Here is a 21,580-nt window from a genome sequence, read left to right as displayed (position 1 = left end):
ATCGTCACTCCCACTCGATGGTGCCGGGCGGCTTGGAGGTGACGTCGACGGTGACGCGGTTGATCTCGGCGACCTCGTTGGTGATCCGCGTGGAGATCCGCTCCATCACCTCGTAGGGCAGCCGGGCCCAGTCGGCGGTCATGGCGTCCTCGGAGGTGACGGGCCGCAGCACGACCGGGTGGCCGTAGGTGCGGCCGTCACCCTGCACGCCGACGGAGCGTACGTCGGCCAGCAGCACCACCGGCATCTGCCAGATGTCGCGGTCCAGGCCGGCGCGGGTCAGCTCCTCGCGGGCGATCGCGTCGGCCTCGCGCAGGATGTCGAGCCGATCGCGCGTGACCTCGCCGATGATCCGGATGCCCAGGCCGGGGCCGGGGAAGGGCTGGCGGTGCACGATCTCGGCGGGCAGGCCGAGCTGCTCGCCGACGAGCCGGACCTCGTCCTTGAAGAGCGTGCGCAGCGGCTCGACGAGCTCGAACTCGAGGTCCTCGGGCAGGCCGCCGACGTTGTGGTGGGACTTGATGTTGGAGGTGCCGGCGCCCCCGCCCGACTCGACCACGTCGGGGTAGAGCGTGCCCTGCACGAGGAACGCGACCTTCTCGCCCTCCTGCGCCGCGGCGCCCAGCACCTCGGCCTCGGCGGCCTCGAAGACGCGGATGAACTCGCGGCCGATGACCTTCCGCTTCTCCTCCGGGTCGGTCACGCCGGCCAGCGCACCCAGGAAGCGCTCGGAGCACTCCACGACGTGCAGCTTCACACCGGTCGCGGCGACGAAGTCTCGCTCGACCTGCTCGGCCTCGCCCTTGCGGAGCAGGCCGTGGTCGACGAACACGCAGTCGAGCCGGTCGCCGATGGCGCGCTGGACGACCGCGGCGGCGACCGCGGAGTCGACGCCGCCGGACAGGCCGCAGATGGCCCGGCCCTCGGTGCCGATCTGCTCGCGGATCCGCTCGATCTGCTCCTCGACGATGTTGACCATCGTCCAGGTCTGTCGGCAGCCGGCGATCCGGTGCAGGAAGTGCTCGAGGACCTGCTGGCCGTGCTGGGTGTGCATCACCTCGGGGTGCCACTGCACGCCGGCCAGACCGGCCGCGACGTTCTCGAACGCCGCCACCGGGGTGACCGTGGTCGAGGCCAGGACCGTGAACCCCTCGGGGGCCGCGCTGACCGAGTCACCGTGGGACATCCACACGGTGTGCTCGGCGGGGATGTCGGCCAGGAGCGTGCCGGGCTCGGAGACGGCGACCGGGGTGCGGCCGTATTCGCGCGCCCCGGTGTGGGAGACCTCGCCGCCCAGGCCGCGGGCCATCAGCTGGAAGCCGTAGCACATGCCGAACACCGGGGTGCCGCTCGTGAAGATCGAGGGGTCGATCGACGGGGCGCCCTCGGCGTACACGCTCGAGGGTCCGCCCGACAGGATGATCGCCTTCGGGCGGCGGGCCAGCATCTCCTCGACGGGCATCGTGTGCGGCACGATCTCGGAGTAGACGCGGGCCTCGCGGACGCGGCGGGCGATCAGCTGGGCGTACTGCGCCCCGAAGTCCACCACGAGGACGAGGTCATGGTCGGGGAGGTCCGTCATGGGCCGACTCTATCGGCGCGGGTGGCTCCGCCTCGAACCGCGCCCGGCGTGATCCGTACCGCTCCGACCCCACCGATTGGTTTCGAGACGGCCTGGAAACTAATCAGGGCCCGACCGGGGAGGGAGGGTGGTCGGGCCCTGATCGTCCACGCATCTGATGGACAGTGCCTGGACCTGGGAACCCGGCCTACTGGGAGGGAGCATGACTGCCGGGTTCGCAGGCTCAACGAGCCGTCCGGACGGGGGTTACGGGATGTTCTAGACAGGTTTTCCGTGACGGCTGTGAGTCAGCCGACAGGCACGACCGGGTCACCCGAGGACCGGACCATCAGCACGATGAAGCAGACGAAGACGGTCAGCCCCGCGAGCACGAGCAGCACGACGGCCAGGGTCGATCCGGGGCCGGCCGTCCACGCGATCAACGGCACCAGGACCGTCAGCGCCACGTCGGCCCAGCGGATGGTCTGGGCCCCCGCCGCCCGGTCCGGGACGAGGGCGATCAGGGCCGTGCACACCGCGAAGACGAAGCCGGTCGAGGCGACGTAGCCGGCCACCGAGAGGAGCGCGCCGCTGGCCCCCATCCACGAGGGGAGCGAGACGAGGAGCGCGAGCGCGGCCGCCCCGGCCGCCCACCGGAACCCGGCGTGGCGGGAGGTGAGACGCAGCGCCGCCATCAGCGCCAGCGCCCACCCGATCGGGTCCGGCACCAGGTCGAGCCCGTTGATGTTGAGGTCGATCGCGACCAGCCCCATGCCCCAGGCGGCCATGAGCAGCGGTTGCAGCGGCCGGGCGTCAGTCGTGTCCCCCATGGGGCGGGATCATGCCACGCGGATCCTCAGCTGACCCCGACGATCGGCAGCCGCAGCGCGCCGGGCGCGCTCTCCGGCACCGCAGGGCGCACGGGCGCAACGGGCTCGATCCGGACGTACGTCGCGCCCAGCGCCGGGCGCTGGTCCGCGTCACCCTTGTTGGGCCAGAACGACATCGCCCGCTCGGCCTGTGCGGTGATCGTCAGCGACGGGTTGACCCCGAGGTTGGCGGTGATCGCCGAGCCGTCGGCCACGTGCAGGCCGGGGTGGCCGTAGACGCGCTGGTAGGGGTCGATCACGCCCGTCTCGGCCGAGTCGCCGATGGCGCACCCTCCGATGAAGTGGGCGGTCAGCGGCATGTTGAACGGCTCGCCGATGTTGCCGCCGGCGGTGCCTCCGAAGACGCCGGCCATCCGGCGTACGGCGTCGTTGCCGGCGGGGATCCACGTCGGGTTGGGGGCGCCGTGGCCCTGCTTGGACGTCATCCGCCAGTGGCCAGTGAGCGGGTTCTTCTTGGGGTACGTCGTGATCGAGTTGTCCAGGCTCTGCATGACCAGCGCGATGACGGTCCGCTCGGACCAGTGCTTGAGGTCGTAGAGGTCGCGGACGTTGCCGCGCTGGGTCCACAGCTCCCGCAGCCAGGTCTTCCAGCGGGGCCGGTCGCCGTCCCCGTCGGTGAGCACCGTCTGCATCATCGCCATCGTGTTGTGGCCCTTGCCGTAGCGCACCGGCTCGATGTGGGTGTGCTCGTCGGGGTGGAAGCTCGAGGTGATCGCGACGCCCTGGGTGTAGTCCGTCGTGTCGGACTTGGGCGCGATCGCCCCGAGGATCGACTCGGAGTTGGTGCGGGTCAGGTGGCCGAGGCGGTCCGACAGGCCGGGCAGGTCCCCGTCGGCCTTCATGGCGTGCAGGAGCTTCTGGGTGCCGAGCGAGGCGGCGGCCATCACGACGTGCTGGGCGGTGAGGACCCGGGTGTTCTTGGCCGTCGCGCGACGGGCCTTGGTCCAGCGGACGTGTACGTCGTAGCCGCCCCCGGCCCCGTCCCGCGGCACCAGCCGGGTGACCGTGGTCATCGGCAGGACGCGGGCGCCGTTCTTCTCGGCGAGGTAGAGGTAGTTCTTGACCAAGGTGTTCTTGGCGTTGTGCCGGCAGCCCGACATGCACTCACCGCAGTTGAGACAGGTGTTGCGGGCCGGGCCCTCGCCGCCGAAGAACGGGTCCTCGACCCGCTCGCCGGCCTGCTGGCCGGGACCGCCGAAGAAGACGCCGACGGGGGTCGGGTGGAAGGTCTCCCCCACGCCCATGTCGTCGGCGACCTGCTTCATCACCTTGTCGGCGTTGGTGTGGACGGGGTTCTCGACGACGCCGAGCATCCGCTTGGCCTGGTCGTAGAACGGGGCGAGCTCGGAGCGCCAGTCGGTGATGTGGGCCCACTGCCGGTCGGTGTAGAACGCCGGGAGCGGCTCGTAGAGCGTGTTGGCGTAGACCAGCGAGCCGCCACCGACACCCGCGCCGGCCACGATCATCGTGTCGCGGACAGCGTCGATGCGCTGGATGCCGTAGCACCCGATCGCGGGCGCCCACAGGTAGCTCTTGAGGTCGGTGGTGCCGGTCGAGAAGTCGTCGTCCTCGAACCGCGCGCCGGCCTCGAGCACGGCCACCCGGTAGCCCTTCTCGGTGAGCCGCAGCGCGGTCACGGACCCGCCGAAGCCGGACCCGATGACAATGACGTCGTAGTCGAACTCGGTGATCGAGCCCTCGTCGTTGATCGAGCCTGTCGAGATCATGCGCGTCCCAGCTTCTTCATCAGGCGGAGGTTGGCGGTCATCACCTTCGCGTAGGTCTGGTCGGACATGCCCAGCATCGGGGCGAAGCGGACCAGCCGCTGGGTGGCGACCGACTGCGACTCGGTGTAGCGCAGGATCCCCTCGCTGCCCTGGCGGCGGCCCATGCCGGACTCGCGCATGCCGCCCATCGGGCTGTCGATGCTGGCGAAGGTCGCGCCGAAGGCCTCGTTGATGTTGACCGTGCCGCACTTGATCTCGCGGGCGATCGCCCGGGCCCGGGCGCCGTCCTGGCTGTAGATCGAGGCGTTCAGGCCGTAGTCGCCCTCGTTGGCGCGGGCGACCGCGTCGGTCTCGTCGTGGAAGCGGTAGAGCGCGATGACCGGCCCGAACGTCTCGTGGCCGAAGCAGGTCATGTCGGGGGTGACGCCCTCGAGGATCGTCGGCTCGTAGAAGAACGGCCCGAGGTCGGGACGGGCCCGGCCGCCGGTGAGCACCCGCGCCCCCTTGGCGACGGCGTCGTCGACGTGGGCGACCACCGTGTCGAGCTGGTCCTGGGAGATCAGCGACCCCATGTCGTTGCCCCAGTCGAGCGTCGCGCCGAGCGTCATCGCCTGCGTGCGCGCGACGAACCGCTCGACGAACCGGTCGTAGACCTGGTCGGCGACGAACATCCGCTCCATCGAGACGCACAGCTGGCCGGCGTTGGAGAAGCTCGCCCGGACGGCGCCCTCGGCGGCCTTCTCCAGGTCGGCGTCGCGGAGCACGAGGAGGGGGTTCTTGCCGCCGAGCTCGAGCGAGCAGCCGATCAGCCGGTCGGCGCAGCCCTTCGCCACGATCTTGCCGGTGGCCGTGGAGCCGGTGAAGCAGACGTAGTCAGCGCGCCCGATGATCGACGTACCGACCTTGGAGCCGGGTCCGGCGACGACCTGCCAGAGGTCCTTCGGGAAGCCCGCCTGCTCGAGCAGCTCGGCGGCCAGCAGCGCGGACAGCATGGTCTGCGCGTCGGGCTTGGCGACGACGGCGTTGCCGGCGAGCAGGGCCGGGAGGCCGTCGCACAGCGCCATCGTGAAGGGGTAGTTCCACGGCGAGATGATGCCGACGACGCCCTTGGGGATCCGGTTGAGCTCGACCCGGGTCAGGCCGGGCACCACGCCGAGCTTGCGCTGGGTGTCGAGGTGGTCGTGGGCCGTGCGCGCGTAGTAGCGCGCGGTCAGCGCGATGTGCAGCGGCTCGTCGAAGGCGTGCTTGCGGGCCTTGCCGGACTCCCACACGATCAGGTCGATGATCTCGTCCTGGCGATCCAGCACGAGGTCGTGCAGCCGCATCAGGATCGCGCTGCGCCGGTCGATCGGGGTCCGTGCCCACGTCTCCTGGGCCCGGCGTGCGCGGCGGAACGCCTCCTCGACGTCGGCGTCGCTGGACTGCGGGATGTGCGCCAGCGGGGCGCCGTTGAGGGGCGACCGCACCTCCACCGTCTCGCCCGTGGTGGACAGCACCCGGCTGGTCAGGGCCGCGGTGCGGGCGGGCTCCAGCGCGTACGACGCCGTCGGGTCGTGCTCGGGGTCGTGCGGGCCCTCGATGAGGGGGCCGGAGGAGGGGGTGGGGTCATTCATGTACCGAGAGTATGTGACCCGGGTCTCGCCCACTACCCTCCGGTAGCCAACTGAGACGATTGACACATGGGCTTGATCTGTCAAGCAAACCCGGTGAGCTACACGATGTCCGGCGCCTGCACCCGCGCCTCGTCGGCTTCCCGGTCGGTGCGCTGCTCCTGGGAGACCCGCTCGGCCTCGACCCGGCGCAGGTAGTGGTCGACCTCCTCGGCGGTGCGCTCCTCGGACCACCCCAGCACCTCGGCCATCAGCCGGGCGGCCGGCGCGGCCGCCTTCACGCCGCGGTCGAAGGTCTCGATCGAGATCCGGGTCCGGCGGGTCAGCACGTCGTCGAGGTGACGGGCGGCCTCGTGGGTGACGGCGTAGACCACTTCGGCCGCGAGGTAGTCCTCGGCGCCCTCGAGCGGCAGCCCGAGCACGCGGCGTGCCGCGATCAGGTCGAGGACGTCGTCGATCATCCCGCCGAACCGGCCGAGCAGGTGGTCGATCCGGGCCACGTGGAGCCCGGACCGCCGGGCGAGCAGCACCCGCTGGTTGGACCGGGTCTCGAAGTCGTCGGCCCCGACCAGCGGCACGCGGTCGGTGATCGAGTCACGCACGGTGATGTTCACGGTGGTCTTCAGGGAGTGTCCCGCCGCGTCGATCGCGTCCCGGGCCATCACCCGGTAGGTGGTGAGCTTGCCGCCGGCGATCATCACCAGCCCCGGGACCGGGGTGACGACGGTGTGCTCGCGCGAGATCTTGGAGGTCGGCTCGGACTCTCCCGTGAGCAACGGGCGGAGGCCGGCGTACACGCCCTCGACGTCGTCGTGGTCGAGGGGCTCGCGCAGGATCGTGTTGACGTGGGCCAGCACGTAGTCGATGTCGGTGCGGCTGGCGGCCGGGTGGGCCTTGTCGAGGTCCCACGGGGTGTCGGTGGTGCCGATGATCCAGTGCCGGCCCCACGGGATCACGAACAGCACCGACGTCTCGGTGCGGGTGATGAAGCCGGCGTCGGAGCGGATCCGGTCGCGCGGCACCACGAGGTGGATGCCCTTGGAGGCCTGCACGTGCAGGGCGCCCCGGCCGCCGACCATCTCCTGGATCTCGTCGGTCCACACGCCCGCGGCGTTGACCACCACGCGGGCCCGCACCTCGAGCTCGCGCCCGGACTCCAGGTCCACGGCGCGTACGCCGACCACGCGCTCGCCCTCGCGGAGGAAGCCGGTGACCTTGACCCGGGTCGCCACGTGGGCGCCGTGCTTCGCGGCGGTGCGGGCGATGGTCACCACCAGGCGGGCGTCGTCGACCTGGCAGTCGTAGTAGCGGATCGCCCCCGTGAGCTTGTCGGCCTTGAAGTCGGGGGCGATGCGGGCGACCTGCTTGCGGAAGAGGTGGCGGTGGCGAGGCACGCCCATGTCGTACTTGCCGAGCATCGCCATCGCGTCGTACAGCGCGAGGCCGGCGCCGACGTAGGGGCGCTCCCAGCCCTTGTGGGTCAGCGGGTAGAGGAACGACACCGGCCGGACCAGGTGCGGCGCGAGCCGGGTGTAGAGCAGGCCGCGCTCCTGGAGGGCCTCGCGGACGAGTCCGAAGTCGAGCATCTCGAGGTAGCGCAGGCCGCCGTGGATCAGCTTGCTGCTCCGCGAGGACGTGCCGCTGGCGAGGTCGCGCTGCTCGAGCAGGCCGGTGTTGAGGCCGCGGGTGACCGCGTCGAGGGCGGTGCCGGCGCCGACCACTCCCCCGCCCACGACCAGCACGTCGAGCTCCGTCTCGCCCCCGGTGCCGGTCATCGTGGCGATGGCCGCGTCGCGGGACTCGGGGCTCAGTGCGCTCGAGTGGGTCATGCCGCCAGTCTCGCAGGCCAGGGTGACGCGCAGGTTGCCAGCGAGCTGCGGGCCCACGAGCGGGGGCACACTGGACGCATGATGACCCGCGAGCTCGCGCTGGCCCTCAGGGACGCCGGCGTGGAGTGGGCGCCCGCGAAGGGTGACCGCTTCGTCGTCTTCGACCGCGACTTCGACACCGACGTCTTCGTCGTCAGCGACATGGTCATCGAGGTGCTCGACGTCCCGCAGGGCCGGCAGGTGCTGGCCTTCAACGGCACGACCGAGTGGGCGCTGGACAGCTTCGAGGCCGAGGTCGCGGTCTGGGTGCCGCGCGAGGACCAGCTGCGCGACCTGCTGGGCGAGGCGTTCGTGTCGCTCGAGCGGCTGGACGGCGCGGCCGACGGCTTCGCCGTGACCGTACGCCGCGGTGCCGGCCTCGAGCGCCACGTCGACGTGGACGCGGAGTCGGCGTACGCCCGTGCGGTGCTGGCCGTGTTCGCCGGGTCAGCGGGGTAGGCGGTCTGCCCTCGCCTCGACGAGCGCGGCCGGCGCGGTCAGCCGCCACGCCTCGAAGGTCAGCTCGGCCAGCTCGTCGCGCTCGACCCCCTCGAGGTGGACCACGACCCACCCGAAGCCGCCGGCCGTGAACTGCACCTCGAACGTCTCCGGCCGCTCGGCCACCAGCGCCAGCTGCTCGGCGAGGGTCTGCTTGAGCCCGATGGTCCGGGTCGGCTCCCACACGTAGCCGAAGGTCCTGCTCCCGATGCCCAGCCGCCAGTAGCGGCCGTTGTCCTCGCGCGTCGCCCCGGGCAGCTGGTCGAGCAGGGCGAAGGCGTCCTGGAGGGTGCACCCGGTCACCCGGCAATCCTCGCACCGGCTCCGGGAAACCGGTTGCCGCGGCTGCCACCATGGGCCGCATGGCGCTGCCCACCCCCACCCTCCAGACGGAGCGTCTCCGCCTGCGTCCCTTCGAGGACGGCGACGCGGGCGACCTGTGGGCGCTGCACAGCGACTCCCACGTGCTGCGCTTCTGGGACTCGCCGCCGTGGGGCGAGCCCGCGCGCGCCGAGAGGTTCCTGGCCACGTGCCGGCAGATGGCGGAGGACGGCGTCGGGGCGCGGCTGGCCGTGGAGAGCGCCGCCGAGGGGGCGTTCCTCGGCTGGTGCAGCCTCAACCGCTGGAGCCCCGACCACCGCAGCGCGTCGCTCGGCTACTGCTACTGCGAGGACGCGTGGGGCCACGGCTACGCGACGGAGGCCGCGGGCGCCCTGCTCGACTGGGCCTTCGCGACGCTCGACCTCAACCGCGTCCAGGCCGAGACCGACACCCGCAACCTCGGCTCCGCGCGGGTGCTGGAGAAGCTCGGGTTCGTGCGCGAGGGCACGCTCCGCGAGGACTGCGTCGTCGACGGCGACGTCTCCGACTCGTGGGTCTACGGGCTGCTCCGGCGAGAGTGGCGGGCTTCCTGATCCGGAAACTGGGGCGACAAGCAACGCCGCGACCCGGACAATTGCACCCGATGTTCACCGCACTCCTCCGCCACGCGCGCCCGCCGTCCCCGCTCGCCGGGCGACTCTCCGCCCAGTCCCTCCTCTTCGCCCTCGGCGAGGGCACGTTCATGACCGGATCGGCGGTGTTCTTCACCCAGATCGTCGGGCTGAGCGCCGCCCAGGTCGGCCTCGGCCTCACCATCGCCGGCATCGCCTCGTTCCTCGCGGCCCTGCCGATGGGCAAGCTGGTCGACCGGTTCGGGCCCAAGAAGATGTGGGCCGTGAGCGCCACCGGCCAGGCGGCGATGTTCTCGGTGTGGCCCTTCATCCACGACTTCCACGGGTACGTCGCGATGGCGGTCGGCATGGAGGTCATCGGCGCCCTGGGCGGGGCCGCGTTCGGCACCTACACGATCGACGTACTGCCGCCCGACGAGCGCGTGAAGTCGCGGGCCTACATGTACTCCGCGCTCAACGTGGGCTTCACCTTCGGATCGACGGTCGGCGGCGTCGCGCTGGCCTTCCACTCCAACAACGTGCTGCACATGCTGCCGTGGTTCACCACGGTCGCGTTCCTGGTGAACGCGGTCGCGATCACCCGGCTGCCGCGGGCCGCGCACGACGACCGCACCGCCGACGAGCGCAAGGTGAAGGTCCCCGGGCCGGGGCCGCTGCGCAACCCCGGCTGGCTGCTGACGGAGTTCTTCAGCGGGGTCTTCTGGACCAACCAGGTGCTGCTCAACGTCGTGATCCCGCTGTGGCTCGTGCAGGAGACCGACGCCCCACGCGTGCTGCTGGCCTTCCTCTTCGGCACCAACACGGTGATGTGCATCTTCCTGCCGATGGCGGCCGCCCGCGGGGTCAAGGACCTGCGGACCGCGCTCAAGGCCGTGCGGATCTCCTCGTCCTTCTTCGTGCTGTCCTGCCTGATCACCCTGGCCACCCACGACACCGTCGGCCTGCTGACCATCGCCCTGGTCTGGCTGGGTCACGTGACCGTGACCGGCGCCGAGCTCTACCTCTCCGCCGCGAGCTGGACGTTCGAGGCCGAGCTGATGGACCCGCGCCAGCGCGGCGCCTACCAGGGTGCGGCCGGGCTCAGCAGCACCCTCGGCAAGGTGTGGGCGCCCGCCGTCTACACGTTCCTCGCGATCAACTGGGGCGCCGCCGGATGGCTGGTCATCGCCGGGGTCATCGTGCTGGCCACGATCGGGGTGCACCCCTCGACCCGCATGGCGCGACGCTTCCTCGAGAAGCACGTCCCCGCCGACGTGCTGGCCGACGCGCGTGCGTCGTCGCCGGAGGCCGAGGAGGGGCTCGCGGTCGGGCCGCCGTCGCTCATCGACACCGACGCGCCGGTCCCGGACCACGAGCCCGACCCGGTCCACTGACCGGCAGGCGTCAGGCTCCGGGGCTCAGCTGCCGAACCGGTCCCGGAGCACCCGGACGACCGGCCAGGCGCCGTCGGTCCAGTTGGAGATGACCGTCCAGGTGACCGACGACGCGGAGTCGTGCAGGCTCGCGAACGACACCCCCGCGTCGTACCCCTCGAGCCAGACTTGGTCGCCCGTCGCGTGCAGGTGGAACCCCAGGCCGTAGCGCCGGTGGTCGCGCGAGCTCACGTAGGACAGGTCCGGCCAGTGGCTGCGGGGTCGCACCATCTCGGCGAGGGTTTGCGGAGAGACGATCCGGCCGGCGACGAGGGCCGTCCAGAAGGCGCTGAGGTCGGCGGCGGTCGAGTAGGCGCCGCCGTCGCCGCTGCCGCGCACCGGCAGGTGGAGCACGTTGGTGCGCAGGCCGTCGACCGCGAGGTAGCCGCGGGCGGCGCGCCCGGGCAGCTCGTCGGAGCGGAGGAACGCGGTGTCCGCCATGCCCGCGGGCTCGCAGACGAGGGCGCGAACCAGGTCGGGAAACTCCACGCCAGTCGCCCTCTCAGCGAGGAGTGCGAGCACGACGTAGCCGGCGTCGTTGTAGGCGAACCGCTCGCCGGCGGGGAACACGGTCGGGTGCCCGTCCAGCACCGCGAGGTACTGCTCGGTCGTCGCGAGCCGGTGCACCGGCACCGGCATGAGGTGGTCGCTCAGGTCGGCGCCGTCCTCGTCGAGGTAGTCGCCGATCCCGGACCGGTGTGCCAGCAGGTGCTCGATCGTCACGTCGTCGGCCACCAGCGGCAGGTCGTCCCCGAGCAGCGAGCGGGCGGTGGTGTCGAGCCCGAGCGTCCCGCGCTCGACCAGGCTCATCGCCACGAGCGCCGTCAGGCCCTTGGTGCCGCTGGCGATCCCAAGCTGGGTGTCGACGGTGTTGGGCACGTCGTGGGCACGGTCGGCGAAGCCGTACGCCGCGCAGAGCTCCACCTCGTCCGCGCGGTCCACGCGGACCACCCCGGAGAAACCGCCGTCCTCCGCCGCCCGTGCCACTGCGTCGTGGAGCGACTGCATGGCGTCGAAGTTACCAACCCGGCCGGGGCGCCTCAGGCGTGATGGCCGCTCTGCCGGTTGCGGTAGGCCACGATCGCGACCAGGGCGATCCCGACCGTGATCGTGGCGACCCAGAGGACGACCGCACCGATGCCGGCGATGAGCAGGAAGGCGCCCGCGAGCATCAGGACGACGGCGATCAATGTCAGTGTCTCGTTCACGGCCAACAACACCTCCAGAGGACTCCGTTCGTACCCTTTCAGGTTGCGGGGCGGCGTCACTGGTGACCAGTTGCTTTGGTCCCGGAACCGCGAACACCGGCACGATCCGTGACCAGGTTCGCGGGATGGATGACGGGACCCAACCGGACGAGAAACGGATGCGGCTGCGCTACGCCGGCACGTGTCACGTGTGCGGCAACGAACTGCCGGCGAAGGCCGAGGCGATCTACGAGCGATCGAGCCGGACCGTCCGTTGTGTTGACCACGCCCAGCAGACGACAGAGGCGCCGGCCCTCGAGGAAACGCTGCAACCGGGCACCCCCGGTGGGTCGGCGCGGCGCGAGTTCGAGCGACGCAAGGCCGCGCGCGAGGACCGGATCCGCACCCGGCACCCCAAGATCGGCGGACTCATCCTGGCGCTGAGCGATGAGCCCCAGTCCACGACTGCGTGGGACACCGGCGCCGTGGGCGAGGAACGGCTCGGCGCCCGCCTGAACGACGCGGCATCCGACGTACGTCGGATGCTCCATGACCGACGGATCCCGGGAAGTCGCGCGAACATCGACCACCTCGCTGTGACCCCCACCGGGGTCCACGTGATCGACGCGAAGCGGCTCAAGGGTCGCCCTGACCTGCGCGTCGAGGGCGGGCTGCTGCGCCCGCGCACCGAGAAGCTGGTCGTCGGCGGCCGGGACTGCACGAAGCTCGTCGACGGCGTCCTCAAGCAGGCCGATCTGGTGCGAGCCGTGGTCGGTGAGGTCCCTGTCCACCCGGTCCTGTGCTTCGTCGACGCGGACTGGCCACTCATCGGCGGCGCTTTCTCCACCCGCGGCGTCCACGTCCTCTGGCCCAAGCGGTTGATCACCCACCTCGAGTCAGTCGGTCCCCTGGACGTTGACGTCGTTCAGCGCGTGCACCGGGAGTTGGCCTCGGCCTTCCCGGCCGTCTGAGGCCCGGCGGTCCGGCCCGATCGGCAGGATCGTGGAGTCTGCGGCGTACAGGGTGCGCCGCAGGCTCCACGATGACGGCACCTCAGCCGATGCGCTCGGCCAGCGACACGATGATGCCCTCCGGGCCGCGGACGTAGGCCATCCGCCAGGTGTTCTCGTACTCCCCGATGCCGCCGACGAGCCCGTAGCCGTCCGCGGCCAGCTTCTCGACGGTCGCGGGGAGGTCCTCGACCTCGAACGAGACGTTGCGGATGCCCAGCTCGGTGGCCATGGCGTCGGGCGAGCCCGGCTGGTGGTCGGGTCGGACGAAGGTGGCAAGCTCGATCCAGGTCCCACCGCCCGGCGCCTGCAGCCCGACGATCTCGGTCCGCGAGTCCGGGATGCCGCACACGGTGTCGAGGAACTCGCCCTCGACGAACATCCGCCCGGTGACCTCGAGACCCAGGCCGACGAAGAACTCCGTCACCAGGTCGAGGTCGGCGACGGTGATGCCGACGTGGTCGAAGCGCTTGATGACTCCCATGGGCCCATCCTCTACGAGCCTCGTGCGGCCGTTCAGGACGCCATTCGTCCGGGATCGGTGCGAGGCTGCGGGGCATGAGCGCACCGGCAGAGGCCACGATCCCGTGGGTGCAGGCACTGGCCTGGCGGATGGGGCGGCACCTGCTGGACCCCGTCGGAGACGGTTCCGTCGCCGACGTCGTACGTCGTCTCGGTGCGGTGCTCTCGATGGACGACGGCCTGGCCGAGCTGGCGGTCCGCAGGCGTCAGCAGGAGTCGCAGTCGGGCGAGCTGGCGGCGGCCCTGGCCAGTGGGGAGGTGATCCAGTCGTTCTCGTTCCGCGGGTCGATGCACTACCTCTCGCCCGAGGACGGCGGCCTCTACCTCGCCCTGCGGTCGGCCGGCCGGCAGTGGGAGCTGCGGAGCTGGGTGGAGTACTACCGGCTCGGCGCCACGGACTGGCCCGACTTCCGAGCCGCCGTGCGTGCCGCGCTGGACGACGGGCCGCTGACCGTCCCCGAGCTCGGCCAGGTGCTGGCGACGAACCCGGCGTACGCGCACCTGGCGCCGGTGTTCGAGGAGGGCACGGGCACCCTGGTCAAGCCGCTGTGCTGGCAGGGGGACGTGGGCCTGGGCCCCCGGCGCGACGGGCAGCGCACGCTCCAGCGCCTCGACGCCAACCCGCGGTGGCAGGGCGTCCCCGAGCTCGACGACGCGGGTCCGCGGGCCGTGCTGGCGTACTTCCGGACCTACGGTCCGGCGACGACCGACAACCTTCACCACTGGCTGGGAGAGGGGTTGAGCGCGGGCCGCAAGCGCCTCACGACCTGGTTCGCCGGGCTCGGCGACCGGCTGGTCGCCGTCGACGTCGAGGGCACGACGGCGTACGTCGTGCGCGAGGACGTCGACAGCCTGCTGGCCGCCTCTCCCTCGGAGGCCGTGCGCTTCCTCCCCGGCCACGACCAGTGGCTGATGGGCCCGGGCACCAAGGACGTGCACGTCACCCCGCCGTCGCGACGGGACCTGATGACCCGCAAGGCCAACCCGGTCGTCGCGGGTGGCGTCGTGTGCGGGACGTGGGCACGGACCGGCGACGAGCTCACGGTCACCTGGCTCGACGAACAAGCACTCCCCCGCGATGCCGTCGAACGGGAGGCCGAACGGCTGGGAGCGATCCTCGGGCGGGAGCTGCGGCTCCGCCTGACGCAGTAGCGGCTGCGCGGCGCTTCAAGAAGTGGAGCGGACGCGAGGATTTGAACCTCGACCCCTTCCCTGGAAGGGAAGCGTGCTGCAACTACACCACGTCCGCGTGGGCCAGCCTCTGACGACGCTGACGCGTCCGAAGTATGCCCCACTCGCAGGACCCGCCGAACGGTGACCCTGGATCAGTGACGCTTCTGGATCAGCGCGACATAGGCCAACGCCACACCGAGACCCGCGACGATCGGGCCGAACGAGTGGGCGGCACCCGTGCCTGCGAAGGTCCAGATCGCTCCGAGGACGATCATCGCCAGCGCGACCAGTGACCACAGGATCTTGATCGCGACGTTCGAGCCGCCGTAGCGGTCGCCCAGATCTGGCTTGTTCATCGCGGCAACGCTAGCCCAGTCAGCCAGGCCAAGCGCCGTCGACCGCTCGTCGTCAGCGGTCCTCGCCCCAGTTGGCGACGATCACGGCGATCGGTGGGAGCACCGCAGCCACGACCGACATGGCCACGGCTGCCGTCGTCGACCAGAGCCGGACCAGGTTCCAGGCCAGCACGATCAGCACCAGGCAGGTGCCCATCAGGGTGAAGTACCACCGTCGACGCCGCCGCAGCCGCTCGCTCTGCGGTCGGCGCACCCCGGCGGCCGTGATGCGTTGGCGTCGTCTCATCACCTCCACCTTGCCACTCTGGTCGCCAGGAACGCTCGGCCGCAACGAGCTCGCTCGTCGGGAGATCGCGATGTCCAGCTCGCAGCGCAATGACGCACCTGAGCTGTTCGCGGGAACCCGCGTTCATGGACCCGGCGCCATGTACCGGGCAGCGGGTCGGTTGCCCCGGCCGCGCCTGACGGAAACTGTCGGCATGCGCGCCTAGAGTTCGTCGGGTGAGCCCACGATGAGCAAGGAAGCGGCGATGCGGGCGATGCGCGAGGCCAGGTATGGCGAGAGGTCAGCTGGGTCCACAGCCTCCTCGACGCCGGCCACGTTGGCTGTCAGACGCGCGAAGCCGACGGCCCGGGTGGTCTCCGAGGCTGCGCCCACCGACGCGCTGTGTGGGCACCGTTCGATGAACGGACGCACCTGCACACGCGAGCAGGGCCATGCGGCGAAGAGTCACCGCTACTCCTAGCGCGCCCCGCTTGGTCCCATCAAGGCGGCGGAATGCAGCGCCCTCCAACTGGGTGGTTTCTCCACCTCAGCGACGTCCCGAACCTTGAGCCGAGCCCGGTCAGGCGCCGTCCTCGGTCAGGGTCGTGACGGGCAGCCAGTCGGCTCCGAGGAGCTGGGCGAGGTCGGCGAGGCCGGTGGTGTCGCCGCCCACGGTGTCGGAGGCCGCGGCGATCCGCTCCACCATCACCTTGCCGACCTGCTCCTCGACCGTGCCCTCGGCGTACGCGATGTGCCACGGCGAGACCTGCTGGTCGCGGTGGGTGCGGCCGGTCACCTGCCGTCCGGCGATGCCCGAGAAGCGGGCCTGGTGAAAGACACCGACCCGCGGCTCCGTGCTCGCCCGGCGGCCGTCGGCGAGGGTCTCGCCGGCGTGCAGGCTGATCGAGGCGACCGTGGTGAAGACGCAGACCTTCGCCTGCCCGGTCTGGAACCGGAGCCGTTCGGCCTCCGGGTCGAACCGGTCGCGGCCGTAGATCGTGGCGACGTCGATGCCGGAGTCACGCAGCCGGTCGGCAATCGGGTCGGCGGCGGTCGCGACGAACTCGACCGAGCACGCCACCTGCCGCTCGGCCTCGACCTGCTGGGCGATCCAGGCGACCGTCGAGTCGACGCGGATCAGCCCGGCCTTCTGCCGGAAGCGCAGCAGCGCGGCCCGCCCCTTCGCGACGTTGCGGCCGCGCCGGGCGATGTCCATCTCGCGACAGAACTCTCCCCATTCGGCCTCGTACGCCGTGCGCTCGGCCGGCGTGAGCGCCACGGGCATGCCGGAGATCGGCACCGGCCCCCACGGCGCGGCCCGGTGCAGCATCGCCGGGGGCCGCTCCTCGTCGAGCCAGCCGCGCACGAGCTTGAGGTCCGCGGCGCGCCGTGCCGGATCGGTGGTCCAGGTCGCGCCGTACCGTCCCTGTTCCACCCCGACCCCGTGGCGCTCGAGGGCGCTGGCGAACGCCTGCCCGGGCTGCGTCGCAGAGGTCCACTCCTTCATCGACTCGCCGAGCACCTGCGCATAGGCCGGGGCAAGGTAGGGCAGCTCGAGCGGCGTGTGACCGGGCGTCGCGGTGGTCGCGATGACGAACGGCGCCGTGTCGTGCGGCCGCCCGTGTCCCGAGATCCGCGCCCAGAGCTTCCACCGCTTCGTCGTCGTACGTCGCAGGGCGTGGGCCTCGTCCGCGATGATCACGTCCCACGTGTGGTCCTTGACCTTCTCCAGCCGGTCCCACGTGATCACGACCCACTCCAGGCCGCCATCCCCCAGGGCCGTGATGGTGCGGCACCAGTGGCCGATCGTGATCGCGGCGGGCCGGTCGGCCACGACGAGGACCCGTCGCGCGCCGCGGAGGTCACCCACCGCCGTCGCCCCGAGGACGGCGGCGATCGTCTTGCCCACGCCGGGCTCGTCGGCGAGCAGGAACTGCCGTCCACCCGCCGCGGCGCGCGCCGCGATCGCATCGGCCGCCTCGAACTGGATCCTCCGGGGCTCGAGCTCGTCGGTCGGCTCGGGGCTGGGCGTCGGATCGTCAGGATTGAGGGTGTTCTCGATGAACCGACCCAGCGTGTAGGGCCCCGGAGCGTAGGGCGCGAGGTGCGCGGGCAGGGCGCGCCCGACGTACAGGTGGGTCCTGACGGCAGGGTGCCAGGTGGCGCCCTCGACCTGTGTCCCGTAGGGGACGTCGAGCACCCACACCCGCTCGCCCGGCCCCGCCACCGGCAACGGCCGCGGTTGGCGCGTCCCGCTCCGGCGCGTGCCCTCGCCGCGTCGACGGGCACTGGATCGGCGAGAGCTGGCCACCCCCGGACGCTACCGGCGTCGCCGTCGCGATCAGATCCGGCTCGCCCACGTCGGCCGCCAGGGACCGTGCGATGTCATCGATCCAGCCGGTGCCTCAACTTCTGGGGAGCGCAGAACCGGTAGCTCTCGGTCACCAGCTCGGCCACCTCGCCCCAGTCGGTGTCGTCGTCGAGCACCATGCCGACGACCGTGCTCGACCACGGTGGCCGGTAGAACGGCGGCCCGGCGTGAGCCAGGGCCAGCAGCTCGTCGCCGGATGATCGGAAGGTCAGGACCGTGGTCGGCTCCGCCACCCCCGTCACGTCGCGGTACGCCGACATGTAACCCTCCTGAGCGACCAGGACGTGCGCGAGGGTCTTCTTCCGGACCCGCCACCGCACGCCCGTCCACGCGTCCTCCCGTAGGCCTCGGGCAGGGCCAACGCGGTCGACGCGATCCGGGCGACGACGTCGCCCGAGGGCTCGATGCGCGGCGGCCTGGACACGTCGTGAGTCTGACAGTGGGTGCCGACAAACAGTGGTCGTTGGTGTTTGGCATTCCAGACGCCAAGCCTGCTCACTCCTGGCCCTGATCAACCTCCGCGAGCGTCGCATGACGACCTTAGGCTGGGCGGATGCGAGGGGGCTTCCAGCCGACGGGCGACGAACACCGGGTGACGACGCTGGAGCTGTTGCTCGACCTGGTGTTCGTCTACGCGATCACGGCCGTCAGCGGCGCCATCTTCAGCCACCTCGACGTCCGGGGCCTGGTCGAGGGCATGGTGCTGATGGCGCTGATCTGGTTCGGCTGGTCGGCGTACGCGTGGCTCGGCAACCAGGCGCGGGCCGACGAGGGTCCGCTGCGGGTGGCGATGCTCCTGGCCATGGGCGGCTTCTTCGTGGTCGCCCTGACCATCCACGAGGCGTTCGGGGACGTGCCCGGCGGCCTCTCCGGACCGGTGGTCTTCGTCGTCGCGTACGCCGTGATCCGGCTGGCCCACCTGCTGCTCTACTGGTGGGCGGCGGGTGACGACGCCGGGCTGCGTCGCATCATCCAGCGCACTCTGCTCACCACTCTGCCGGCGCTGGTCCTGCTGTTCGTCGGCGCTGTTCTTTCGCCCGACGCGCGGCTGGCCCTGTGGTCGGCCGCGGTGCTCATCGACTACGTCGGGACTTCCTCGGCGCGACCGGCGGGTGGCGGGTGGCCGCGCCGCGCCACTTCGCCGAGCGGCACTCACTGGTCATCATCATCGCGATCGGCGAGTCGGTGGTCAGCGTCGGCGAGGCCGTCTCGCACAGCGCAATCGACGGGCCGCTGCTCGGGGGCGCGCTGCTCGGCATCGCGCTGGCGATCGCCCTGTGGCGCACGTACTTCAACGCCATCGCGGTCGCCGCCGAGCACCGGCTGCGCGAGGTGCGTGGGGACGACCGCACCCGGATGGCGCGGGACACCTTCACCTACCTGCACCTCCCCGCCGTTGCCGGCATCGTCATGCTCGCCGTGGGGCTGCGGGTGATGCTCGACGAGGTGGCAGCCGATGCCCACGAGGACACCCCGGCGATGGCGGTCCTCACGCTGTACGCCGGAGCCGCGCTCTACCTGCTCACCCTCTCCGCCCTGCGCTGGCGGGTCCGCGACCACCCCAGCCTCCCCCGCCTGGTCGTCGCCGCCTGGCTCGTCCTCGCGGGCGCGGTGCTGGCAGCCACACCGGTCGCACCCTTGGCCAACGTCACCATCGTCACCGGCACATTCCTGAGCCTGGCCACCTTCGACGCCTGGCGCTACGGCCGATTCACCCGCGTCCTACGGCTGCGCGACACGAACTGACGGAGGCAGCCACACCCCATCGTCGCAGTGTGGGTCACCGCGACGGTCCTATCCGAAATTTCGCAGGACGATTTCGTTCGATCGTAGATGTGAGCCCTTTGCTCCTACGGTGTACCAACCACCGAGTTCGGAAATTTTGAAGTTTGGATACAAATCGCGAATCAGCGATGAATCTGAGACGGTCAACAAGATTTGACATCCGAGCGCGTCCAGCGCGTCGACGCGTGCCGCGAGCGCTCGGTGATCGCCCTCAGAGAACACGCCTTTCGTGTACCGAGCAAAGCTTTCAGTCGAGTTAGCCTGATGGTACGGCGGGTCAATGAACACGACATCCTGCTTCGACACGGTGTTGACTGTTGCGGCCCAGTCCGAGCATTGGATGTCTGCTGACTTCAAAGAGGCAGAAACCTCAAGCCAAGCGCCAAGTTCCGGCATTGTAAGTTCCCTTGAACCGAAGGGCACATTGAAGTTTCCTTGACGGTTGACCCGCCAAACTCCGTTGAAACAAGTTCGGTTCAAATACAGGAAGAGCGCCGCCTTGCGGGTTCCGCTTTGGAGCTCGTTGAACTCTGCGCGATAGTCCAGGAACTCTGCGTTGCTCGTCCTTCCGGACAGGCCACGGGCGATCTCGTACACGGCTTGGGCGGAATCTGAAACACACTGATAGAAGGAAACTAAGTCGGGGTTCGCGTCCGCCAGGAGGGCCCGCTTGGGACCGAGCGCGAAGTAGACCGAGGCGCCTCCAACGAATGGCTCAACATAGCGAGATCCGCGAGCCCACTTGGCCGAGGCCAGGATCCGCGCTAGTTCCGGGGCGTAACGAACCTTGCCCCCTACCCAGCGAAGTAGCGAAGCGTTAGGCACGATTCATCTTCTCGATCGCGCTAAGGAAGGCCAAGCCAGCGGGCGTCATCTGATATCTCACGTTGGCTCCTCGACTCTCCTGACGCCGAACCAGCTGCGGGTAGCGCTTGAGCATCTTGTTCGCATTGTTGTACCGGATCGGTGGGCCGTCGTCGAACGCCGCTTCGATCTCTTGGGTGGTTAGGGGACGGCCAGCCCGCCGCAGGATCTTCAAGCAACGCAGCAACTGGCTCTTGTCGGGGTCCAGGCGTGAGTGGACGATCGATACCCCTCGAGTGCTGACGGAATCAGGGTTACTCACTTGAATGTCGAGTACAGATGCAATCTGCTGGTAGTAGATTTCGAGCGAGTGCACATTCTCTATTCTTAGATCTGCGAGCGTGCTCGCTACGGGAAGCAAGCCGAGCGCGTGCTGTTCGGCATCGAGATCTTGAAACTCATCAAAAGTAGTAATGTCGCGCCGCGTGCCGCGTTTTTGATAGCGTTCGTAACGCAGGCGAGCCGGAGTTTCAATAGAGATCACGCGGATATCTTCAGCGCTCTCCCTCATGAATTCGATTTCTTCGATGGCTCGGAAACCCGTAATTATGATGGGCTTGTCACGGGGCTTGTCGTCAATGAACTCGGATGAGATTCGTCGGGCAACGACGTCTGGCCCCTCGTCGCGGAGGAGTTCGGTCGCAAAAGTTCCAATATCAATTTGCGCTTGGTCGCGTTCCTCCCGAATGATTCGAACGATCGATGAGGCATCAACGACCTGCGCCTCGCTGTCGGCCTGTGCGATTGCGCCGAACGTCGACTTGCCCGCGCAGGTGGGGCCGATAACGAGAATGATTGGCTTATCTATGGTGAAAAGGGTTGGCTGGCTGTCACGAACACGCGCTGGCGGAATGAAGACCGGGGGGCCCGCGTTGGCGACCAGTGCGTACTCCTCGAGGCGGTCAACTAGCAACCGGAGTGATCGAACTCGAAAGTCGAATTCGAGGGACTGCTCGAACGACATCCCCGACAGGGTTCGATCGGCGCCGTCGGGGACGATCCAGGCGCTAAAGTTGTCGCTCGCTAGCCAAGGATATAGCGGATCTGTCGTGAGATTCGGCAACTCGGAGACAATTTCACCAGACATCGATCCCTCAAACAATTGAGGCCTGTTCAATCCTGGCAAGGATAAGGCGATTCGCGAGGTTACGGTGGCTCGCCTATCGCCGCCGTTCGTGTCAATTGCGTCTTGAAGATCGTTGAACGAAGTGTCGGCGAACCATTCCTTCGCCCGCAAACCTGGCTGATCGGCCGCGCCACGGCTAAGTGCCTCAATGCGGATGCTTGTGTCCTCAATGAAGAAGAGCGCACCGCCACCAGAACGACGGTTTACCTCGTTGACCGCGGACTTCAACAAGTCCGTTGGGCTGCCGGAGTAGTCCTCCGAGTACTCGCGGTCATCATGAGCTCGCTGGGTCAGGTCCAGCCCATACATCGAAAAAACAAGGCGAGCCTGAAGGTACTTACTTGCACTAGAGGTAAAGAACACCACTCGCGCCTGCTTGCCGCCCGAGAAGAAGGCAGCGCG

At 69.7% G+C, this 21,580-nt stretch carries 20 protein-coding genes, 1 tRNA gene and 1 pseudogene; 6 read left to right on the top strand and 16 right to left on the bottom strand.

Translation table 11 applies throughout. From position 1 onward, the window contains the following. Positions 1-4 precede the first annotated feature (4 nt). The 5 genes from guaA to EJF31_RS20600 all read right to left on the bottom strand — a co-directional run bounded on the left by guaA (position 5) and on the right by EJF31_RS20600 (position 7,617). Entirely contained in the window at positions 5-1,582 is a 1,578-nt protein-coding gene (gene guaA, locus EJF31_RS20620; RefSeq protein WP_125039064.1) for a glutamine-hydrolyzing GMP synthase, read from the bottom strand. A gap of 287 nt (positions 1,583-1,869) precedes the next feature. Further along, the gene (locus tag EJF31_RS20615; protein ID WP_125039063.1) at positions 1,870-2,391 is read right to left on the bottom strand and encodes a hypothetical protein; all 522 of its coding nucleotides are present in this window, start codon (positions 2,389-2,391) and stop codon (positions 1,870-1,872) included. A gap of 26 nt (positions 2,392-2,417) precedes the next feature. Beyond that, the gene (locus EJF31_RS20610) at positions 2,418-4,178 is read right to left on the bottom strand and encodes a GMC oxidoreductase (RefSeq protein WP_125039062.1); all 1,761 of its coding nucleotides are present in this window, start codon (positions 4,176-4,178) and stop codon (positions 2,418-2,420) included. Further along, positions 4,175-5,791 (bottom strand): succinic semialdehyde dehydrogenase, encoded by a 1,617-nt coding sequence (locus EJF31_RS20605; protein ID WP_125039061.1) that lies wholly within the window; start codon positions 5,789-5,791, stop codon positions 4,175-4,177. The genes EJF31_RS20610 and EJF31_RS20605 overlap by 4 nt, the downstream gene beginning before the upstream one ends. Before the next feature lie 98 nt (positions 5,792-5,889). Further along, positions 5,890-7,617 (bottom strand): glycerol-3-phosphate dehydrogenase/oxidase, encoded by a 1,728-nt coding sequence (locus EJF31_RS20600; RefSeq protein ID WP_185736367.1) that lies wholly within the window; start codon positions 7,615-7,617, stop codon positions 5,890-5,892. 78 nt (positions 7,618-7,695) lie between these two features. On the opposite strand from EJF31_RS20600, the gene EJF31_RS20595 reads away from it, so the two are divergent. Next, positions 7,696-8,115 carry a pilus assembly protein CpaE gene (locus EJF31_RS20595; RefSeq protein WP_125039060.1) on the top strand — a complete coding sequence of 140 codons (420 nt, stop codon included), beginning with the start codon at positions 7,696-7,698 and terminating at the stop codon, positions 8,113-8,115. On the opposite strand, the gene EJF31_RS20590 is transcribed toward EJF31_RS20595, so the two are convergent. Then, positions 8,104-8,457: an MmcQ/YjbR family DNA-binding protein gene (locus EJF31_RS20590; RefSeq protein WP_221767683.1), complete on the bottom strand. Its 354-nt coding sequence runs from the start codon at positions 8,455-8,457 to the stop codon at positions 8,104-8,106. The genes EJF31_RS20595 and EJF31_RS20590 overlap by 12 nt on opposite strands. Before the next feature lie 59 nt (positions 8,458-8,516). On the opposite strand from EJF31_RS20590, the gene EJF31_RS20585 reads away from it, so the two are divergent. Both EJF31_RS20585 and EJF31_RS20580 read left to right on the top strand, forming a co-directional pair. Beyond that, positions 8,517-9,068 carry a GNAT family N-acetyltransferase gene (locus tag EJF31_RS20585; RefSeq protein ID WP_125039059.1) on the top strand — a complete coding sequence of 184 codons (552 nt, stop codon included), beginning with the start codon at positions 8,517-8,519 and terminating at the stop codon, positions 9,066-9,068. 50 nt (positions 9,069-9,118) lie between these two features. After that, positions 9,119-10,480: an MFS transporter gene (locus EJF31_RS20580; RefSeq protein WP_125039058.1), complete on the top strand. Its 1,362-nt coding sequence runs from the start codon at positions 9,119-9,121 to the stop codon at positions 10,478-10,480. A gap of 24 nt (positions 10,481-10,504) precedes the next feature. On the opposite strand, the gene EJF31_RS20575 is transcribed toward EJF31_RS20580, so the two are convergent. Both EJF31_RS20575 and EJF31_RS22000 read right to left on the bottom strand, forming a co-directional pair. Next, positions 10,505-11,527: a serine hydrolase gene (locus EJF31_RS20575; protein WP_125039057.1), complete on the bottom strand. Its 1,023-nt coding sequence runs from the start codon at positions 11,525-11,527 to the stop codon at positions 10,505-10,507. A gap of 32 nt (positions 11,528-11,559) precedes the next feature. Beyond that, positions 11,560-11,727 (bottom strand): hypothetical protein, encoded by a 168-nt coding sequence (locus tag EJF31_RS22000; protein WP_185736366.1) that lies wholly within the window; start codon positions 11,725-11,727, stop codon positions 11,560-11,562. A gap of 125 nt (positions 11,728-11,852) precedes the next feature. On the opposite strand from EJF31_RS22000, the gene EJF31_RS20570 reads away from it, so the two are divergent. After that, entirely contained in the window at positions 11,853-12,677 is an 825-nt protein-coding gene (locus EJF31_RS20570) for a nuclease-related domain-containing protein (RefSeq protein WP_221767681.1), read from the top strand. Positions 12,678-12,759: 82 nt separating this feature from the next. On the opposite strand, the gene EJF31_RS20565 is transcribed toward EJF31_RS20570, so the two are convergent. Further along, entirely contained in the window at positions 12,760-13,200 is a 441-nt protein-coding gene (locus EJF31_RS20565) for a VOC family protein (RefSeq protein WP_125039056.1), read from the bottom strand. A 74-nt stretch (positions 13,201-13,274) separates the two neighbouring features. On the opposite strand from EJF31_RS20565, the gene EJF31_RS20560 reads away from it, so the two are divergent. Next, the gene (locus EJF31_RS20560; RefSeq protein WP_125039055.1) at positions 13,275-14,390 is read left to right on the top strand and encodes a DNA glycosylase AlkZ-like family protein; all 1,116 of its coding nucleotides are present in this window, start codon (positions 13,275-13,277) and stop codon (positions 14,388-14,390) included. Between the two features lie 23 nt (positions 14,391-14,413). Here the strand turns inward: EJF31_RS20560 and EJF31_RS20555 are convergent. The 5 genes from EJF31_RS20555 to EJF31_RS22195 all read right to left on the bottom strand — a co-directional run bounded on the left by EJF31_RS20555 (position 14,414) and on the right by EJF31_RS22195 (position 17,663). After that, positions 14,414-14,487: transfer RNA gene (locus EJF31_RS20555), tRNA-Gly, on the bottom strand. A 76-nt stretch (positions 14,488-14,563) separates the two neighbouring features. Then, complete coding sequence (locus EJF31_RS20550; RefSeq protein WP_125039054.1) at positions 14,564-14,767, bottom strand: hypothetical protein; 204 nt, start codon at positions 14,765-14,767, stop codon at positions 14,564-14,566. Between the two features lie 52 nt (positions 14,768-14,819). Further along, complete coding sequence (locus tag EJF31_RS20545) at positions 14,820-15,053, bottom strand: DUF3099 domain-containing protein (protein ID WP_125039053.1); 234 nt, start codon at positions 15,051-15,053, stop codon at positions 14,820-14,822. 559 nt (positions 15,054-15,612) lie between these two features. Continuing rightward, complete coding sequence (locus EJF31_RS20540; protein WP_125039052.1) at positions 15,613-17,343, bottom strand: helicase; 1,731 nt, start codon at positions 17,341-17,343, stop codon at positions 15,613-15,615. 74 nt (positions 17,344-17,417) lie between these two features. Continuing rightward, a complete protein-coding gene (locus tag EJF31_RS22195; RefSeq protein WP_221767680.1) occupies positions 17,418-17,663 on the bottom strand; it encodes an MmcQ/YjbR family DNA-binding protein in 246 nt (81 codons plus the stop codon). A 293-nt stretch (positions 17,664-17,956) separates the two neighbouring features. Between EJF31_RS22195 and EJF31_RS22590 the strand changes: the two are divergent. After that, positions 17,957-19,149: pseudogene (locus EJF31_RS22590) on the top strand (low temperature requirement protein A). 48 nt (positions 19,150-19,197) lie between these two features. Here EJF31_RS22590 and EJF31_RS20520 read toward each other — a convergent pair. Then, entirely contained in the window at positions 19,198-20,013 is an 816-nt protein-coding gene (locus EJF31_RS20520; protein WP_185736364.1) for a Dam family site-specific DNA-(adenine-N6)-methyltransferase, read from the bottom strand. Further along, positions 20,006-21,544: a non-canonical purine NTP pyrophosphatase gene (locus EJF31_RS20515; RefSeq protein WP_185736363.1), complete on the bottom strand. Its 1,539-nt coding sequence runs from the start codon at positions 21,542-21,544 to the stop codon at positions 20,006-20,008. Before EJF31_RS20515 ends, EJF31_RS20520 begins: the two co-directional genes overlap by 8 nt. Between the last annotated feature and the right edge of the window lie 36 nt (positions 21,545-21,580).

It is taken from the genome of Nocardioides sp. LS1 (assembly GCF_003865225.1).
Lineage (GTDB): Bacteria > Actinomycetota > Actinomycetes > Propionibacteriales > Nocardioidaceae > Nocardioides > Nocardioides ginsengisegetis.
Note: the sequence above shows the minus strand (reverse complement) of the source record. Positions and strands in the feature narration are given on the sequence as shown.